Genomic DNA, 18,213 nt, shown 5'->3' on the forward strand with positions numbered 1-18,213 from the left:
GGAGTCGCTATGGGTGATCGGCACGATTATGTCGCCCTGGAATGGGTGAAAGGCGAGATCGCCGAGACCCTCAAGCAGGCACGTCAAGCCTTGGAAGCCTACGTAGAGGCTCCGCAAGATTCGACGCGGATGCGCTTCTGCATGACCTATGTGCATCAGGTGCATGGCACCTTGCAGATGGTCGAGTTCTTCGGCGCGGCCTTGCTGGCCGAGGAAATGGAACAGCTCGCGCGCGCGCTGCTGGAGGAGCGGGTCGCCAATCGAGCCGAGGCGCTCGAGGTCCTGATGCAGGCCATTCTGCAGATGCCGGTTTACCTCGATCGCATCCAGAGCGCCCGTCGCGATCTGCCGATGGTGGTGTTGCCGCTGCTCAACGACCTGCGGGCTGCGCGGGGTGAAAAGCTGCTGTCGGAAACCAGCCTGTTCGCACCCGATCTGTCTGAGCGTACGCCGATACTGCCGAGCGAATCCGTTGAGCGCCTGCGGACCGAGGAGCTGCCGGTGCTGCTGCGCAAGATGCGGCAGATGCTGCAGGTCGCCCTGGTTGGGGTGATTCGCAATCAGGACCTGCCAACCAACCTCGGCTACATGGCCCGGGTCTTCGCGCGATTGGAGTCGCTGTGCAAGGACGCGCCGCTCGGCGCACTCTGGCAGATCACTTCGGGCATGATCGAAGGGCTAGCCAGCGGTGCGGTCAGCAACGGAGCGTCGGTGCGCACGCTGTTGCGCCAGGTGGACAAGGAGTTCAAGCGGCTGGTCGAGCAGGGTGTCGACGGGCTGAACCAGCCGGCTCCCGATGAGCTGATCAAGAATTTGTTGTTCTACGTAGCCAAGGCTCCGGCCGATACGCCGCGCCTGCGCGCCCTGAGAGAGCTCTATCGGCTCGACGATGCGCTGCCCGACATGACGATCGTCGATCAGGAGCGCGCACAGCTCTCCGGTCCCGATCGGGGCGCCATGCGCTCGGTGGTTGCGGCATTGTGCGAGGAGCTGGTGCGGGTTAAGGACAGTCTCGATCTATTCGTGCGTAGCGACCGCCGCGCACTGGACGATCTGGCCAGTCTACATGCCCCGTTGAAGCAGATTGCCGACACCCTAGCGGTGCTGGGCTTTGCCCAGCCGCGCAAGATCATCGTCGACCAGACCGGGCTGATCCAGGCGCTGACCTCGGGCCTGCGCCAGCCTGACGATGCCACGTTGATGGATATCGCTGGCGCCCTGCTATACGTCGAGGCGACCCTGGCCGGCATGGTGGGAACAACTACCGAGGAACAGGACGAGGCGCGTCATCTGCCCACGACCGATGTCGCGCAGATTCACCAACTGGTCATCAAGGAAGCGCGTACGGCGCTTGAGCAGGCCAAGGACGCGATCATCGAATTCATCGCATCGCAGTGGAATCATGATCATCTCGCCCGCGTTCCCGAGCTGTTGACCCAAGCACGTGGCGGGCTGGCGATGATCCCGCTGCAGCGCGCCGCCGCGCTGCTCGATGCTTGCAATCGCTATATCCAAGAGCAGCTGCTGGCGCTACGCGCGGTGCCGGATTGGCAGAGTCTGGATACGCTGGCCGATGCGATCACCAGTGTTGAGTACTACCTGGAGCGGCTCAGCGAGGATTGCGGTAGTCAGGGCGACCTGATTCTCGACGTCGCAGAGGAAAGTCTGCAGCATCTGGGCTATCCACTGGCTTCCACCAGTCCATCTGTATCTGAGAAAGAACAACCGCAACCGGAATCGGACCTGTCCGGCGATCCGCTAGACGAAATCGAGTTCCTGCTGCCCGAAGCCGATCCTGAGCCGGCGGAGATGGCGTCGCACCGGTCAGGGAATTCCGAGGAGCAACGGGCTGGCGACGTAACGCTCGGCGAGAACGAACTGCCAGCGGTGACTTTGCCAGCGAACGACGCCGCCGCTGCAGTGGATTACCTGCCCCCCGCTGCGGATCTCGATGGCTCGGCGTTGGAGTTGCCGACGCTGGAGTTCGAGATTCTGGATGAGGCTGCGCCGGCCACCAGTTGGAGCGCGGTCGAGATCGCCGATCTCGGGTTGCCTGAGATCACCCTGCCGCCCTTGAGCGAGAGCCTCGAAACGCCGGAACAGGCTCCAGATTTGGAGCAGATCATGGCCGCCCCGGTGCTGGCGATCAATCCGCCGGCCCAGGACGTGCCGCCGAGCCTGCTCCCGCCGCCGGAAGGGGAGGAGCCGGTCGACGACGAACTGGCCGAGGTCTTCATCGAAGAGGCGGCAGAGGTTCTGGAGACGATCCGCGAGCAGCTTCCCGCGTGGCTGGCCGAGCCCGACGACAAGGCTGTGCTCGGTGAAGTGCGACGCGCCTTCCATACGCTCAAAGGCAGCGGGCGCATGGTGCGCGCGCTGATCGTTGGCGAGCTGGCCTGGTCCATCGAGAATCTGCTCAATCGTGTGCTGGATCGCAGCATCGGGACGACCGAAGCGGTCAAGCAGGTGGTGGTTGACGTCGTGGCCTTGTTGCCGGCGCTGGTCGAAGAGTTCGCCGCTCATGCACAGCGCCAGCGCAGCGATGTCGATCAGCTGGCCGCCTGCGCACATGCCCTGGCCAAGGGCGAACCGCTCCCTAACCTGGCGCCCGCCGGTGCGGTAGAGCAGCCGGAACCGAGCGTAGACGCGGCTGGCGAACGCGAGCCGGCGTCGGACGGTTTGGATCCGCAGTTGCTCGAGATCTTTCGCAACGAGGCCGAGGCTCACCTGACCACCCTCGTCGACTATCTCGCCGACTGCGCCCAGCGCCTTCCGCAACCGGTGACCGACGCACTGCAGCGTGCACTGCACACGCTCAAGGGCAGCGCGCACATGGCGGGTATCCTGCCGATGGCCGAAATCGCCACACCGCTGGAAAAGCTGGTCAAGGAGTTCAAGAACAACCTGATCCAGATCGAACTCGCCGACGCCCAGCTGCTACACGATGCCGAGCAGCTGCTGCGCCAGGGCTTGGACAATCTGCAGGAGCGGCCGCTTGCACCGATCGCCGGTGCGCCGGAGTTTCTTGCTCGCGTGCAGGCGCTGCATCAGGCACGCCTCACCGAGGCTGGTGTTCGGCGCGAGAGTGCAAAGGGGGAGGCGCGTGATCCGAGCCTGATCGCCGCATTCCTGTCCGAGGGGATGAATATTCTGCTCGATGCCGCGGATCTGCTGCAGCGCTGGCGCGAGCATCCCACCGAGCGCCAGGAGCTATCGGCACTGCTGCAGGAGCTGAGCAGCCTAGGCCACAGTGCGCAGATGGCCGACCTGCCGCAGGTCGATGCGCTCTGCCAGGCGCTGCTCAAACTGTACGGCGTGGTGCAGGACGGCCGCCTGGCGGTCGATGCGCATTTCTTCGATACCGTCGAGGAGGGACACGAGGCACTGGTCGGCATGATGGATCAGGTCGCCGCCGCGCTGCAGGTGACCGCCCAGCCGCAGCTGGTCGAACGGCTCGAAGCGCTCGCGGCGCAGGCCATCGATACGCTAGCCGCACCCGAGGAGACGCTACTCCCTGCCGTCCAGCCTCTGGTGGACGACGGATATCCGGCGCTCGCGCACGAGTGTGGCGAGAGCGGCGCCGCCGACGACAGTTTCGACCAGGACATGGTGGACATCTTCCTCGACGAGGCGGTTGACCTGTTGGAGAGTGCTGGAGAGGCGCTGGAACGCTGGCTAAGCGAGCCAACCAACCAGTTGGCGCTGTCGGCGCTACTGCGCGACCTGCACACGCTCAAGGGCGGCGCCCGTATGGCCGGGGTGCGTCCGGTCGGTGATCTGGCACACGAGCTGGAATCGCTCTACGAAGGATTGTCCGACGGCCGCTATGCCTATGCGCCGGACCTGGCCGCATTGCTACAACGCAGTCACGATCAGCTGGCGCTGCAGCTTGAGCAGCTGCAATCAGACACGCCCATGAGCGCCGCCGACGAGCTGGTTCGGACGATCCGTGCCTATCGGCAGGGCGACCTGCTTGGCGCCGTCGCTGATGATTTAGTCGGCGTGCCGGACATGCCGCAGGAGCACGTCAGCGAGCCGGTGGCCGATGCGGACGCTGCGAGCGAGGAGCTGAGCGTCGGCGATCACCACGACGATCTGCAGCTTGATATCGACGCCAGCGATGCTGCGACGTCCAATACCCTCGAAGCCGAAGCCGAAGCCGAAGCCGAAGCCGAAGCCGAAGCCGAAGCCGAAGCCGAAGCCGAAGCCGAAGCCGAAGCCGAAGCCGAAGCCGAAGCCGAAGCCGACCTGGGCGACATACAACGTCCAGGTGCGATTGAAGTGTCGGACGAAGCACTACCGGTGATCGCTGAGGACCTGCACGACGAACCCGATCCGGAGCTGGTCGAGATATTCCTCGATGAAGGCTTCGACATCATGGAAAGCGTTACCGCGGGCTTGCAGCGATGGATGGACGACGTCGACAACAGTTTCGAGCTGGAGGCGCTGCAGCGTGACCTGCATACCCTGAAGGGTGGCGCACGGATGGCCGACAGTCGCGCCATCGGCGATCTGGCGCATGAGCTGGAATACCTCTACGAAGGTTTGTGCGCAGGCAAGTATCGGGCTACCGAGCAGCTCTTCGCGCTGTTGCAGGCCTGTCATGACCGTCTTGCCGAGATGCTCGACGCGCTGCGCGCCAGACGCCCGCAGCCGGATGGCAAGGCGCTGATCGAGGCGATCCGCGCCTTTCGCGATAATCCGCAGCAGCAGCTGAATGCACCCAGCAGCATCACCCTGAAGGCTGCTGAAGAAACAACGGCGGCTCATGAGTCCGACGCCTCGGAGATTCTCGACATCTTCGTCGAGGAGGCCGATGACCTGCTCGAGGAAATGGAGGCAGCACTTGGCCGCTGGGACGCGCAGCGCGACGACGCTGCTCCGCTGGCTGACATGCTGCGTGTGCTGCATACGCTCAAGGGCGGTGCACGGCTGGCCGGGCAGGCGCGCCTGGGCAACATGGCGCATGACCTTGAACAGCACCTGAGCGAGGCCCGGCAGATGGGCGCACCGTGGCCGGAGAGCCTGTTCCTTGATGTGCAGCAGGGCTATGACGGCCTGCTCAAGGAAGTCGAGCAGCTCAGGGCGCTGCTCGCTGCGGAGATTCCTCCGGACCCGGTGACCCAGGAGGTCGCGGAGGAAGCGGCGAATGTCGTGACCACGCTGCCTCTGGCGCAACCCATCGTCGCCGCCAGCGTGCGCCCCGTGGCCAATGCCGAGCCGGCGAAGGTCCTGCCGTTCGTCCAGCGCGCCCGGCAGGCGGCGCAGGATGCCGCGGCGCGGCGCGCTCCGCAGGAGCTGGTCAAGGTACCGGCGGAGCTGCTCGAGGGGCTGGTCAACCTGGCGGGCGAGACCTCGATTTTCCGCGGCCGAGTCGAGCAGCAGGTCAGCGATGTCAGTTTCACCCTGAGCGAGATGGAAGCCACCATCGAGCGTGTGCGTGACCAGTTGCGCCGCCTGGACACCGAAACCCAGGCACAGATTCTCAGCCGCTACCAGGCCGAGGCGGAGCGTGCCGGCTACGATGATTTCGACCCGCTGGAGATGGACCGTCACTCGCAGCTGCAGCAGTTGTCGCGCGCGCTGTTCGAGTCGGCGTCCGACCTGCTGGATCTGAAGGAAACCCTGGCTGCGCGCAACCGCGACGCCGAGACCCTGCTGCTGCAGCAGGCGCGGGTCAACACCGAGCTGCAGGAAGGCCTCATGCGAACCCGCATGGTGCCGTTCGAGCGCTTGGTACCGCGCCTGCGGCGCATCGTCCGGCAGGTCGCCGGCGAGCTGGGCAAGCAAGTAGAGTTCATCGTGGGCAACGCCACCGGCGAGATGGACCGCAGCGTGCTCGAGCGGATCGTGGCGCCGCTGGAGCACATGCTGCGCAACGCTGTCGACCACGGCATCGAGTCGCAGCAGGCGCGCCGCGCGGCGGGCAAACCCGAGCAGGGCACCATTCGCCTCGACCTGGCGCGCGAAGGCGGCGACATCGTTCTGACGCTGAGCGATGACGGCGCCGGTATCAACCTGGCGGCCGTACGGCGCAAGGCCATCGAACGCGGCTTGCTAGCCCCGCAGAACGATCTCACCGACCACGAGATCCTGCAGTTCATCCTCGAAGCCGGCTTTTCCACTGCCGAGCGGGTAACGCAGATTTCCGGTCGCGGCGTCGGCATGGACGTGGTGCACTCCGAAGTGAAGCAGCTCGGCGGCTCGATGAGCATCGAGTCGACGCAGGGTCAAGGCTCGCGCTTCCTGATTCGCCTGCCGTTCACCGTGTCGGTCAACCGGGCACTCATGGTTTATTCCGGCGAGGATCTCTATGCGATCCCGCTGAACACTATCGAAGGTATCGTGCGTGTCTCGCCCTACGAGCTGGAGGCCTACTACCAGCCGGATGCGCCGCGTTTCGAGTACGCCGGGCAGACCTATGAGCTGCGCTACCTCGGTGAGCTGCTGAACAACGGGCAGCAGCCCAAGCTGGTCGGCCAGAGCCTGCCGCTGCCGGTGATCCTGGTGCGCTCGAAGGAGCACAGCGTCGCCGTACAGGTGGACAGCCTGGCCGGCTCGCGCGAGATCGTGGTGAAAAGCCTGGGGCCGCAGTTCGCGGGCGTGCACGGCATTTCCGGCGCGACCATCCTCGGTGATGGTCGGGTGGTGGTGATTCTCGACCTGCTGGCGACCATTCGTGTTCTCCATGCGCACCTGCTGACCCAGCAGCGGCCGCAGCAGCTGCCGCAGTTGCCGGAGACGGTGGAAGTCGAAGCCGATCGCCCGCTGCTGGTCATGGTGGTCGACGATTCGGTCACCGTGCGCAAGGTCACCAGCCGCCTGCTGGAGCGCAACGGCATGAACGTGCTGACCGCCAAGGACGGTGTCGACGCCATCACCCAGCTGCAGGAGCGGCGGCCCGACATCATGCTGCTGGATATCGAGATGCCGCGCATGGACGGCTTCGAGGTGGCGGCGCTGGTGCGCCACGACGAACGCCTCAAGGATCTGCCGATCATCATGATCACCTCGCGTACTGGCGAGAAGCACCGTGATCGCGCCTTGGCGATCGGCGTCAACGAGTACCTGGGCAAGCCGTACCAGGAATCGGTGTTGCTGGAGCATATCCAGCGGCTGGTGCATGCCGATGTCTGAAGGCGCCGCTCGCATCGCGGTCCTGGCCGATACCTCGCTGCAGCGCCATGTGCTGCAGCAGGCGCTGGGTGCCAGTGGCTATCGCGTGGTCCTCAACAACGATCCGGCGCGGATGGAATTGGCCGATCTGGACCTCACCGAGGCCGATCTCTGGCTGGTGGACCTGGCACAGACCGAGGATTCGCCGCTGGTCGATGCGCTGCTCGAGCGCGACAGCACGCTGGTGCTATTCGGCGAGGGGCATGCGCCGGAGCGCAGCTCGGAGAACTACCCGCGCTGGGAGCGCCGGCTGTTCGGCAAGCTCAAGCGGCTGGTCGGTGACCCGGCGGTAGCGGTCGGCCCGCGTCTGGGAGCGCTCGACAGCGACTCAGCGCGCAGTGGACAACTGACCTTGCCCGGAGCGCTGGCCGTCCATCCGGCGACTGCCGGCGAGGTGGCGCCGCGGGTGTGGCTGCTCGCGGCCTCGCTGGGCGGGCCGGAGGCGGTCAAGGCGTTCCTCGATGCGCTGCCGGAGGGGCTGCCGGTGGGGTTCATCTACGCCCAGCACATCGAGGCAAGTTTCGAGGCGGCGCTGTCCCAGGCGGTCGGCAGGCACAGCAGCTGGGCGGTCCGGCAGAGCAGGGTCGGCGATCACATTCGTTGCGGGGAAGTGGTCATCGCGCCGATCGCGCAGGAGCTGGGCTTTGATCTCGATGGCCTGATGCGCAGCAGCGGCCGCAGCTGGCCGGAGCCGTACAGCCCGTCGATCGATCAGATGATGCTCAATCTCGCCCAGCACTACGGCGACCGCTGCGGTGCCATCGTCTTCAGTGGCATGGGCAGCGACGGCAGCGCCGCGGCGGCCTACTTGCTGCGCCAGGGCGGCCGGATCTGGACCCAGCGCGCCGACTCCTGTGCCTGCTCGAGCATGCCGGACAACCTGCGCGAGGGTGGCTACAGCTCGTTCACTGGCGACCCGCGCGAACTCGCGCAAGCCTTGGTCAACCATCTTGCGGAGCAGGCCCGCCTGGCCGCTACATCCATTGAAAAGGATCTGTCATGAGCCAAGCGGTCGTCTCCCAGGAAAGTCCCGTCAGCCTCACCGGTCTGCTGGTGCCGCTTGCGGATCGCACCCTGCTGGTGCCGAACGTCGCAGTGGCCGAGCTGATTCCCTATCGCACGCCGCAGGCGGTGCCGGGTGCGCCGGCGTGGTTCCTCGGCCAGGTGCAGTGGCGCGACCTCAATCTGCCGCTGCTGTCGTTCGAGGCGGCGTCCGATGGTGCGACTCTGGTCGGCACCGGTGCGCGGATCGTGGTGCTCAATGCCCTCGGCGGTCGGGAGCATGTGCGCTTCATCGCGTTGCTGGTGCAGGGCATCCCGCGTTCGATCAAGGTCGATGCGGACTTGGCGCGCGCCGAGCTGGCGCTGGCGCCGCTTGAGCTGGAGGCGGTGGAGCTGGGGGATGTGCAGGCGCGCATTCCCGATCTGGTCGGGCTCGAGCAGTGTCTGGCCGATGCCGGGTTGATCTGACGCGCTGCGCAGCCGGCGCCGCTCAGAAATCCCCCCAGAGCTGCTGAGCCACGCTCAGCGCCACAACCGGTGCCGTCTCGGTACGCAGCACGCGGGGGCCGAGCCGTGCGGCCTGGAAGCCTGCCTGCTGCGCCTGCTCCACCTCGTGCTCGCTGAGCCCCCCTTCCGGACCGATGAGAAACGCCAGCGTACGCGGTCGCGCATGGCTGGCCAGCGGCGCGGCCACCGGATGCAGGACCAGCTTCAGCTCGGCCTCGACCGGCAGCCAGTCGCCGAGCGGCTGCGGCGGATGAATCGTCGGCACCACCGAACGCCCGCACTGCTCGCACGCGCTGATGGCGATCTGGCGCCAGTGGGCCAGACGCTTGTCGGCGCGCTCGTCGTTCAGCCGGACTTCGCAGCGCTCGCTGATCAGCGGGGTGATCTGCGCCACGCCGAGCTCGGTGGCTTTCTGGATTGCCCAGTCCATGCGTTCGCCGCGCGACAGGCCCTGGCCGAGGTGGATCCGCAGCGGCGACTCGGGTTGGCCGGTGAGCTGTTGGCGCAGCTCGACACGAACCTGCTTCTTGCCTACCTCGACCAGCTCGCCGAGGTATTCCTGGCCGCTACCGTCGAACAGCTGCACGGCGCTGCCATTGCTCAGACGCAACACCCGACCGATGTAGTGCGCAGCGGTTTCCGGCAATGCGTGCGAGCCGAGGGTGAGCGGAGCGTCGATGAAGAAGCGGGATAGGCGCATGGGACGAATAGTCGCGACAGATCGGGAGCGGCAAGTCTAAAGCATCGCTGGTCTGACTCGCAGCGCTGCGTTGCTAAAGACCCGCCACTCCGGGAGGCTAGCCCGGGTCGTGGAAGTTGCTTGGAGCGCCAGGTTGCAGCGCCACGCTGACCGCCGCGCGTGTGGCGATATCGATGCCTTCGCTGGCGACCTCGGCGAGAAAGTCGATTTGTTCTGGCGTGATGGTGTACGGCGGCAGGAAATACACCACGCTGCCCAGCGGGCGCAGCAGCGCGCCGCGTTCCAGCGCGTGCTGGTAGACCTGCAGGCCACGACGTTCCTGCCACGGATAAGCGATCTTGCTGGCCTTGTCCTGCACCATTTCGATGGCCAGCGCCATGCCGGTCTGACGTACCTCGGCGACATGAGGATGGTCGGCCAGGTGCGCCGTGGCGCTGACCATGCGCGCGGCCAGCGCCTTGTTTGCCTCGATGACGTTGTCTTCAGCGAAGATGTCCAGCGTCGCCAGGGCTGCGGCGCAGGCCAGCGGATTGCCGGTGTAGGTGTGCGAGTGGAGGAAGGCGCGCAGAGTCGAGTAGTCGTCGTAGAAGGCCTGGTAGAGCCGGTCGGTGGTGAGCACTGCGGCCATCGGCAGGTAGCCGCCGGTGAGCGCCTTGGACAGGCAGAGGAAGTCCGGGCTGATGCCGGCCTGCTCGCACGCGAACATCGTGCCGGTGCGGCCGAAGCCGACGGCGATTTCGTCGTGGATCAGGTGTACCTCGTAGCGGTCGCAGGCCTCGCGCAGCAGCTTGAGATAGATCGGGTGGTACATGCGCATGCCGCCGGCGCCCTGGATCAGCGGTTCGACGATCACCGCGGCGACCTCCTCGTGGTGCTCGGCGAGGGTCTGCTCCATGTGCGCGAACATGTGGCGCGAGTGTTCTTCCCAGCTCATGCCTTCGGGCCGCAGGTAGCAGTCCGGGCTAGGCACCTTGAGCGTGTCGAGCAGCAGCGGTTTGTAGGTATCGGTGAACAGCGCGACATCGCCCACCGACATCGCCGCGACCGTTTCGCCATGGTAACTGTTGGTCAGGGTGACGAAGCGCTGCTTGCGCGGCCGCCCGCTGTTGCGCCAGTAGTGAAAGCTCATCTTCAGCGCGACTTCGATGCCGGTGGAGCCGTTGTCGGTGTAGAACACTCGCTCCAGTCCCGGCGGGGTAAGCGCCACCAGGCGCTCGGACAGCTCTACTACCGGCTGGTGGCTGAAGCCGGCGAGCATCACGTGCTCCAGCTGGTCGAGCTGGTCCTTGATGCGCTGGTTGATGCGCGGATTGGCATGGCCGAACACGTTGACCCACCAGGAACTGACCGCGTCGAGGTAACGCTTGCCGTCGAAATCCTCCAGCCAGACGCCCTCGCCGCGACGGATCGGAATCAGCGGCAGCTGCTCGTGGTCCTTCATCTGGGTACATGGATGCCAGAGCACGGCCAGGTCGCGGCGCATCCAACTATCGTTCAGGCTCATGGGGTCCTCCTCTGATCTGCGCGCAGCCTAACAGATGGCTGCCTCAGGCAAGCCGATGCGGATGTTCGGGTTATCGAATATCTGAATTGTTTAGAGCGAATTTATGCGCGCTTTTCCGATAGATAAGCCGGTAGGCTTGTTCCACTTTCAACTGGGAGCTTGACGATGCAGTGGCGCAACACTTCCCGCAATTACGGTCTGACCAGCATCCTGCTGCACTGGATCGGAGCGCTGGCGGTCTTCGGTCTGTTCGGTCTGGGCCTGTGGATGGTCGGGCTGAACTACTACAGCAGCTGGTACCGCACCGCCCCGAACATCCACAAGAGCATCGGCATCCTGCTGTTCTTGCTGATGCTGGTGCGGCTGCTGTGGCGCTTCCTCAGCGCCGGTCCGGCGCCCCTGGCTTCGCACGGCGCGGCGACCCGGCTGATGACCCGTCTGGGCCACGGCCTGCTCTACCTGGGCATCTTCGCGGTCATGCTGTCTGGCTATCTGATTTCCACCGCCGATGGCCGGCCGATCAGCGTCTTCGGCTGGTTCGAGGTGCCGGCGCTGCTGACCTCGATACCCAACCAGGAGGACGTTGCCGGCCTGGTTCACGAATACCTCGCCTGGGGGCTGGTCATTCTGGCCGGCCTGCATGGCCTGGCTGCCCTTAAACACCACTTCATCGACCGCGACCCGACCCTGCTGCGCATGTTCGGCCGTGCCGATGCCTGACTCGACTCACCAAGGAGACACATGATGCTGAAGAAAACGCTCACCGCACTTGCCCTGGGTTCCGCGCTGCTCGCCGGCCAGGCTATGGCCGCCGACTATGTCATCGACAAGCAAGGCCAGCATGCCTTCGTCAACTTCAAGATCAGCCATCTGGGCTACAGCTGGCTGTGGGGCACCTTCAAGGACTTCGACGGCACGTTCAGTTTCGATGCTGCCAAGCCGGAAGCGAGCAAGGTCAGCGTCACGCTGAAGACTGCCAGCCTCGACAGCAACCACGCCGAGCGCGACAAGCACCTGCGTAGCGAGGACTTCCTCAACGTGTCCAAGCACCCGACGGCGACTTTCGAGTCCACCTCGGTCAAGTCGACTGGCGAAGGCACTGCCGATATCACCGGCAACCTCACCCTCAACGGCGTGACCAAGCCGGTGGTGATCGCTGCCAAGTTCCTCGGCGAAGGCGACGATCCTTGGGGTGGCTACCGCGCCGGCTTCGAGGGCAGCACGACGCTCAAGCTGAAAGATTTCGACATCAAGATGGATCTCGGCCCGGCTTCGCAGACTGTTGATCTGATCATTTCGGTCGAGGGCGTGCGTCAGTAAACGCTCGTCGAGATCGACCAGAACGCCGGCTCATTGCCGGCGTTCTGCGTTTGTGGCGACTCATTCGGCGCATGGCGGCCGGGCGATCGGATCGTAACGAATCGAAATGCTTGCGATGGTCTGCACCTACTCGTACGGACGGTTTTGCGCCACGCTGTAGCGTTGTTCCGGCAGGCGGTTTTTTGTGTTTACAAACACTGTTGAACGTAAGTATATTCCGGACCCTGCCATTCGAGTCTGCCGGGCGCCCGCTGCCTTGGCCTGTCCGTCCTCAAGAGGTTCTTTCCATGTCACGTAAGTCAGCCAATGCCGCCGCCCTGGTTTCACTCGTTGCCGCGGCATTACTGCTGGGCGGCTGCCAGGAGGAATCGGCGGCGCCGGCGGCGAAACCGACGCCCAAGGTCGGCTTCGTCACACTGCAGGCCGAACCGTTCGCACTGACCACCGAGCTGCCGGGACGTGCGCGTGCACACCGGGTCGCCGAAGTGCGTCCGCAGGTCAACGGCATCATCCAGAAGCGGCTGTTCACCGAAGGCAGCGAAGTGAAGGCCGGGCAGCAGCTCTATCAGATCGATGCGTCGGTGTACGAGGCCGCGCTGAAGAGCGCGCAGGCCAGCCTGGCGTCGGCCAAGTCGCTTTCCGACCGCTACGGGCTGCTGGTCGAGGAGCAGGCGGTGAGCAAGCAGGCCTATGACGAGGCGCGCGCGGCGAGCCTGCAGGCCGAGGCGAATCTCGAGCAGGCGCGCATCAACCTGCGCTACACCAAGGTGCTGGCGCCGATTTCCGGGCGTATCGGCCGCTCGGCAGTGACCGAGGGTGCACTGGTCAGCAACGGCCAGGCGCAGGAACTGGCGACTATTCAGCAGCTCGACCCGATCTATGTGGATGTCACCCAGCCGGCGCGCGATCTGCTCGCCCTGCGGCGCGACCTGGCCGAGGGTCGTCTGCAGAAGGCCGGCGAGGATGCGGCCAAGGTGACGCTGACGCTGGAGGACGGCACCCGCTATGCGCACGAGGGCAAGCTGGAGTTCTCCGAGGTGTCCGTCGACTCCACCACCGGGTCGGTGACCCTGCGTGCGGCCTTCCCCAACCCGGATCGCATCCTGCTGCCGGGTATGTTCGTGCATGCGCAATTGGTCGCCGGGCTCAAGAGCGAAGCGATCCTGGCGCCGCAGCAAGGCGTGACGCGCAATCCCAAGGGGGAGGCCACCGCCCTGGTAATCGGCGCGGAGAACAAGGTCGAGCTGCGCCAGGTCAAGACCGACCGCGCCGTCGGCAACCGCTGGCTGATCGCCGAAGGCCTCGCGGCCGGCGATCGCCTGATCACCGAGGGGCTGCAGTTCATCCGCCCGGGTGACCAGGTGGAGCCGGCTCCCGCCAGCAATGTCACGGCTGCCCAGCCGCAAGCCAACTGAGGCTGAGCCCGAGGATCAATCACGATGTCCAAGTTCTTCATTGATCGCCCGATCTTCGCCTGGGTGATCGCGCTGGTGATCATGCTCGCCGGCGGGCTCGCCATTCTCGGCTTGCCAGTCAACCAATATCCGAGCATCGCGCCGCCCGCGGTCGGCATCTCCGTGAGCTACCCGGGCGCTTCCGCGCAGACCGTGCAGGACACGGTGGTGCAGGTCATCGAGCAGCAGATGAACGGGATCGATGGGCTGCGCTACATCTCGTCGGCGAGCAACTCCGACGGCAGCATGGAGATCACGGTGACCTTCAACCAGGGCACCGATCCGGATATCGCCCAGGTGCAGGTGCAGAACAAGCTGCAGCTGGCGACGCCGCTGCTGCCGCAGGAAGTGCAGCAACAGGGCATCCGCGTGACCAAGTCGGTGCGCAACTTCCTCATGGTGGTCGGCGTCGTCTCGGCGGACGGCAGCATGACGCAGAGCGACCTGGCCGACTACATCGTCTCCAACATCCAGGACCCGCTGTCGCGTACGCCCGGGGTCGGTGATTTCCAGGTGTTCGGCTCGCAGTACGCCATGCGCATCTGGCTCGATCCCGCACGGCTGAACAATTTCCAGCTCACGCCCACCGATGTGGCCAACGCCATCCGTGTGCAGAACGTGCAGGTTTCCGCCGGCCAGTTCGGCGGTCTGCCGGCCGTGCCGGGGCAGCAGTTGAGCGCCACCATCATCGGCAAGACGCGCCTGCAGACGCCCGAGCAGTTCCGCGAGATTCTGCTCAAGGTCAATGGCGACGGTTCGCAGGTGCGCCTCAAGGACGTCGCCCGCGTCGAACTGGCTGCCGAGCGGGCGGCGATTACCGCCCAGTACAACGGCAAGCCGGCCGCCGGTATCGGTATCAAGCTGGCCACTGGCGCCAACGCGCTGGATACCGCCAAGGCGGTGCGCCAGACCATCGGCGAGCTGCAGCCGTTCTTCCCGGCGGGGATGGAGATCGTCTACCCGTACGACACCTCGCCGGTCGTTTCGGTATCGATCACCAACGTGGTGCACACCTTGTTCGAGGCCATCGTCCTGGTGTTCCTGGTGATGTACCTGTTCCTGCAGAACTTCCGCGCCACGCTGATTCCGACGCTGGCGGTGCCGGTGGTGCTGCTGGGGACCTTCGGTCTGCTGGCGGTGTTCGGTTTCAGCGTCAACACGCTCACCATGTTCGCGATGGTGCTGGCCATCGGTCTGCTGGTGGACGACGCCATCGTCGTGGTGGAGAACGTCGAGCGGGTGATGGCCGAGGAAGGACTGTCGCCGCTGGAGGCGACGCGCAAGTCGATGGGACAGATTCAGGGCGCACTGGTCGGCATCGGCCTGGTCCTGTCGGCGGTATTCCTGCCGATGGCCTTCTTCGGCGGTTCCACCGGCGTGATCTACCGGCAGTTCTCGATCACCATCGCTTCGGCGATGACACTCTCGGTGCTGGTGGCGCTGGTCTTCACCCCGGCGCTGTGCGCGACGCTGCTCAAGCCTGTCGAGAAGGGACATCACCACGAGAAGCGCGGTTTCTTCGGCTGGTTCAACCGCACGTTCGATCGCGGCGTGCGCCGCTACGAGCAGGGCGTGGTCGCGGTGCTGCGGCGCAAGCTGCCGTTCCTGATTCTGTATGTCGCCATCGTCGCCGTGCTGGCGGTGCTGTTCAGCCGTCTGCCCAGCGCGTTCCTGCCGGACGAGGATCAGGGCGTGCTGTTCGTCCAGGTGCAGACGCCGGTGGGCTCGACCGCCGAGCGTACTCAGCAGACCGTGGACGCCATGCGCGAGTATCTGCTGAAGGAGGAGGGTGACGTCGTCAATTCGGTGTTTACCGTCACCGGCTTCAACTTCGCCGGCCGTGGACAGAACTCGGCGCTGGGCTTTGTCGGCCTCAAGCCGTGGGATCAGCGTCCGGATGCCGAGGACTCTGTGTTCGCGCTGGCCAAGCGCGCACAGCAACGCTTCGCCGGCTTCCGCGACGCCATGGTGTTCGCCTTCGCGCCGCCCGCGGTGATGGAGCTGGGCACCGCGACCGGTTTCAACTTCTATCTGCAAGACCGTGGCGGGCTCGGCCACGAGGCGCTGATGGGTGCGCGCAACCAGTTTCTCGGGTTGGCGGCGCAGAGCCCGGTGTTGCAGGCGGTGCGGCCGAACGGGCTGAACGACGAACCGCAGTACCAGCTGCTGATCGACGATGAAAAGGCGCGCACGCTAGGGGTTTCCCTGGACGCGATCAATAGCGCACTGTCGATCGGCTGGGGGTCGAGCTACGTCAACGATTTCATCGACCGCGGCCGGGTGAAGAAGGTCTACCTGCAAGGCATCGCGCCATCGCGCATGGGCCCGGAGGATCTCGACAAGTGGTTCGTGCGCAACGATCAGGGCGAAATGGTGCCGTTCAGTGCGTTCGGCAGCGGCCAGTGGATCTACGGCTCGCCGAAGCTGTCGCGCTATAACGGCGTTTCGTCGATGGAAATCCTCGGCGAGGCGGCGCCCGGTTACAGCACCGGTGATGCGATGGCCGAGGTCGAGCGGCTGGCGCAGCAGCTGCCGGCGGGCGTCGGGGTGTCCTGGACGGGACTGTCGTTCGAGGAACGCCTGTCGGGCGGGCAGGCGCCGGCGCTCTACGCGCTCTCGCTGCTGGTGGTGTTCCTCTGCCTGGCGGCGCTGTATGAAAGCTGGTCGATTCCGTTCGCCGTGATGCTGGTCGTGCCGCTCGGTGTCATCGGCGCACTGCTGGCGACGATGGGGCGAGGCCTGAGCAACGACGTGTTCTTCCAGGTCGGTCTGCTGACGACGATTGGCCTGACCGCGAAAAATGCGATCTTGATCGTCGAGTTCGCGAAGGATCTGCATGGCGAAGGCAAGAGCCTGTTCGATGCCGCCGTCGAGGCCTGCCGGATGCGCCTGCGGCCGATCATCATGACCTCGCTGGCGTTCACCCTCGGCGTGGTGCCGCTGGCGCTGGCCAGCGGCGCCGGAGCAGGCAGCTCGCATGCCATCGGCACCGGCGTGATCGGCGGCATGGTCACGGCGACCCTGCTGGTGATTTTCTGGGTGCCGCTATTCTTCGTTCTGGTGACCTCGCTCGCCGGCGGCCGCAAGGCTGCAGCCGCGAACGAGAAGGGAGAGGTGCAATGAACAGGTCGTTGTTGAGCATCGCGTTGCTCGCCGCATTGAGCGGCTGTTCGTTGATTCCCGACTACCAGCGGCCGGAAGCCCCGGTGGCTGCCAACTGGCCGCAGGGCGAGGCCTACGCGGCTGGCGGTGAGCAGGCAGCCGCCGTGCCGGGCTGGCGCGAATTCTTCCGCGATCCGGCGCTGCAGCAATTGATCGAGGTGGCGCTGGAAAACAACCGCGACCTGCGCGTGGCGGCGCTCAACGTCGATGCCTATCGCGCGCTGTATCGCGTCCAGCGCGCCGATCTGTTGCCGGCCGTCACGGCCGATGGCGGCGGCACGCGCACTCGTACTCCGGGCGATCTGAGCATGAGCGGCGAGCCGACGATCAGCAGCCAGTACAGCGCCACCCTCGGCGTGTCCTGGGAGCTGGATCTGTTCGGCAGGCTGCGCAGCCTGCGCGATCAGGCGCTGGAGGAGTACTTCGCCAGCGAGGCCGCCCAGCGCAGCACACAGATCAGCCTGATCGCCAGCGTCGCCAACGCCTGGCTGACGCTGCAGGCCGATCAGGCGCTGCTGGAGGTCACGCGAGACACGCTCAAGACCTACGAGGAAAGCTTCGGCTTGACCCAGCGCAGCTTCGATGTCGGCGTGGCCTCGGCGCTGGAGCTGCGCCAGGCGCGCAGCGCGGTGGAAAGCGCGCGGGTGAGCATCGAACGGTACACCCGCCAGGTGGCGCAGGACCGTAACGCGCTGACGCTGCTGCTCGGCCAGGGCATGCCGGCGAACCTGCGGGTCTCCGGCGAGCTGGTGCGCGAACAGCTGGCCGAGTTGCCGGTCGGCTTGCCGTCGGACCTGTTGCAGCAGCGCCCGGACATCCTCCAGGCCGAACACCAGCTCAAGGCGGTGAACGCCAGCATCGGTGCGGCGCGCGCGGCGTTCTTCCCGCGTATCAGCCTGACCGGCGCGGCCGGGACGGCCAGCCGCGAGCTGTCCGGTCTGTTCGACGGCGGTTCCGGGTACTGGACATTCACGCCGAGCATCAGCGTGCCGATCTTCAATGCCGGCCAGCTGCGCGCCAATCTCGACTACGCCACGATCAGTCGTAACATCCAGGTCGCCGAGTACGAGAAGGCGATCCAGACCGCCTTCCGCGAGGTAGCCGACGGTCTTGCGGCGCAGGCCACCTACACGCGCCAGGTCCAGGCGCAGCGTGATCTGCTGCAGACCAGCGAGGACTACTACAACCTCGCCGAACGGCGCTACCGCACCGGCGTGGACAGTTACTTGACTCTGCTCGATGCGCAGCGCCAGTTGTTCAGCGCTCAGCAACAGCTGATCGGCGACCGTCTGGCGCAGCTGGTCAGCGAGGTCAACCTGTTCAAGGCGCTGGGTGGCGGCTGGCAGGAGGCGGTGCGGGTGCAGCCGGCAGAGGGATGAGGCGATGCG

At 65.5% G+C, this 18,213-nt stretch carries 10 protein-coding genes; 8 read left to right on the forward strand and 2 right to left on the reverse strand.

From position 1 onward, the window contains the following. Positions 1–9: 9 nt before the first annotated feature. From U8L64_RS14330 to U8L64_RS14340, 3 genes are read left to right on the forward strand one after another with little or no spacing between them, the layout of a single operon-like run. A complete protein-coding gene (locus U8L64_RS14330; RefSeq protein WP_333398196.1) occupies positions 10–7,137 on the forward strand; it encodes a hybrid sensor histidine kinase/response regulator in 7,128 nt (2,375 codons plus the stop codon). Continuing rightward, on the forward strand, positions 7,130–8,179 hold the full coding sequence (locus U8L64_RS14335; protein WP_333398114.1) for a chemotaxis protein CheB: 1,050 nt from the start codon (positions 7,130–7,132) through the stop codon (positions 8,177–8,179). The genes U8L64_RS14330 and U8L64_RS14335 overlap by 8 nt, the downstream gene beginning before the upstream one ends. Beyond that, positions 8,176–8,646 (forward strand): chemotaxis protein CheW, encoded by a 471-nt coding sequence (locus U8L64_RS14340; RefSeq protein ID WP_138300888.1) that lies wholly within the window; start codon positions 8,176–8,178, stop codon positions 8,644–8,646. Before U8L64_RS14335 ends, U8L64_RS14340 begins: the two co-directional genes overlap by 4 nt. Before the next feature lie 22 nt (positions 8,647–8,668). Here U8L64_RS14340 and U8L64_RS14345 read toward each other — a convergent pair whose 3' ends face one another. Beyond that, entirely contained in the window at positions 8,669–9,385 is a 717-nt protein-coding gene (locus U8L64_RS14345) for a 16S rRNA (uracil(1498)-N(3))-methyltransferase (RefSeq protein WP_333398115.1), read from the reverse strand. A 97-nt stretch (positions 9,386–9,482) separates the two neighbouring features. After that, positions 9,483–10,889, reverse strand: a complete 1,407-nt coding sequence (locus U8L64_RS14350) for an adenosylmethionine--8-amino-7-oxononanoate transaminase (RefSeq protein ID WP_333398116.1) — start codon at positions 10,887–10,889, stop codon at positions 9,483–9,485. A gap of 165 nt (positions 10,890–11,054) precedes the next feature. Between U8L64_RS14350 and U8L64_RS14355 the strand changes: the two genes are divergently transcribed. The 5 genes from U8L64_RS14355 (at position 11,055) to U8L64_RS14375 (ending at position 18,204) form a co-directional block, all read left to right on the forward strand. Beyond that, positions 11,055–11,609, forward strand: coding sequence for a cytochrome b (locus U8L64_RS14355; protein WP_043297807.1), 555 nt, complete (start codon positions 11,055–11,057; stop codon positions 11,607–11,609). A gap of 24 nt (positions 11,610–11,633) precedes the next feature. After that, positions 11,634–12,209 (forward strand): YceI family protein, encoded by a 576-nt coding sequence (locus U8L64_RS14360; RefSeq protein ID WP_043297927.1) that lies wholly within the window; start codon positions 11,634–11,636, stop codon positions 12,207–12,209. Between the two features lie 287 nt (positions 12,210–12,496). After that, positions 12,497–13,624, forward strand: a complete 1,128-nt coding sequence (locus U8L64_RS14365; protein ID WP_333398117.1) for an efflux RND transporter periplasmic adaptor subunit — start codon at positions 12,497–12,499, stop codon at positions 13,622–13,624. Between the two features lie 24 nt (positions 13,625–13,648). Next, on the forward strand, positions 13,649–16,786 hold the full coding sequence (locus U8L64_RS14370; RefSeq protein WP_043297809.1) for an efflux RND transporter permease subunit: 3,138 nt from the start codon (positions 13,649–13,651) through the stop codon (positions 16,784–16,786). Next, positions 16,783–18,204 carry an AdeC/AdeK/OprM family multidrug efflux complex outer membrane factor gene (locus U8L64_RS14375; protein ID WP_333398118.1) on the forward strand — a complete coding sequence of 474 codons (1,422 nt, stop codon included), beginning with the start codon at positions 16,783–16,785 and terminating at the stop codon, positions 18,202–18,204. Before U8L64_RS14370 ends, U8L64_RS14375 begins: the two co-directional genes overlap by 4 nt. Positions 18,205–18,213: the final 9 nt, after the last annotated feature.

This window comes from Pseudomonas sp. FIP_A4, from assembly GCF_036701605.1.
Lineage (GTDB): Bacteria > Pseudomonadota > Gammaproteobacteria > Pseudomonadales > Pseudomonadaceae > Stutzerimonas > Stutzerimonas phenolilytica.